The sequence below is a fragment of the Bacteroides sp. 224 genome, from assembly GCF_010500995.1.
In the GTDB taxonomy this organism is placed as follows: Bacteria; Bacteroidota; Bacteroidia; order Bacteroidales; family Bacteroidaceae; genus Bacteroides.
The window spans coordinates 1-1,179 of sequence record NZ_QVMK01000092.1; the positions used below are offsets into that span (position 1 = coordinate 1).

Below are 1,179 nucleotides of genomic sequence, written 5' to 3' on the forward strand. Positions count from 1 at the left end.
GTTTATTTGTTAACTGATTGATTGTCAACCATAAAGATAATAAATAAAACGGAGATTACCCATTCTTTTTAAACTTTTCTTATCCCGAACTCAGGTTATGAAGATATTCTTCCTTCATATCAAAATATTTATAAAAAAAATGCGCAGATCGTTTCTCGTGCTAATTGTGATATGCTTTTTATGCTTTTAGCTTATGATGAAAACCAAGATAAAAAACTACTTAAAGTCGCAAAGCAATTGTGCGATTGGTTTATCGCAATTTCTCCTAATGAGGTAATTTATAAACTCAACTTGTACCAGATAATTAAAAGAGAAAGGGAGCTTAGTGTGCAGGAGAAACAATCACTATTAGTTCTGCTCGCAGATTCAGATTCGGATTTCAATAAAATAGCTATATACTTATTATTAGAAAATCAAGAAATGGCTAGTTTGTATTTTAATAGACTATCAATGAAAGATCAAACTGCATTCATCTCATTCCCAATATATTATTTTTGGAAAAAATAGGGTATCACACTAAAATTCTTTTTGCTTTCCAAAAGAAAAATATGCTTATTGGCGTTCAATGGATGCGAGATTTGATCTTACGGTTATAAATGGGAAGATTCAGAGAATGGATAAAAAGAACAATATAACAAGTGTAACAGTTCAGAAGAATGCAATGAGCAAAAGAAAAGCGACTCGAAAGCCGCTTTTCCTTGAGAAACCAAGAATTATTTCTTGGTTTTCTTAGATGTGGATTTCTGCTCTGCAGGAGTTTCCTCCTTTTCCGGAGTTTCAAAAAACTCGGTGGCAACCATTACCAGGCGATTATGTTTACCTTTTTCATCACTCCATTCTTCAGGTTTGAAGTAGCCGTGAACGGTTATCATTTGTCCCTTTTTTAATAGTTCAAAGGATGCGCTGTCGTTTTTGCGCCAAACTTCCACAGCCATGAAAGCTGATACTCTTTTGGTTTCTTTACCAACGGTTTCTGTTCGACCAACTGCCAAGGAGAATTTTGCGACACTTGCGGAAGTGAATTGACGGATTTCAGCATCCTTACCAATGAAACCTGTAACTGCGAATGAATTTTCAATCTTTTTCATACGTAAATTAAGTTGTGCTCCCCACTGCCGAGGAGCGTTTTAAATCATTTTTCAATCTATTACTTTGAATTCAGACAAAAGAAAGAATAGC

Annotated in this window: 1 protein-coding gene; it reads right to left on the bottom strand. The window is 34.5% G+C overall.

What is annotated here, in order from left to right:
* Window positions 1-713: 713 nt before the first annotated feature.
* Entirely contained in the window at window positions 714-1,088 is a 375-nt protein-coding gene (locus D0T60_RS18470; protein WP_163219957.1) for a single-stranded DNA-binding protein, read from the bottom strand.
* Window positions 1,089-1,179 lie beyond the last annotated feature (91 nt).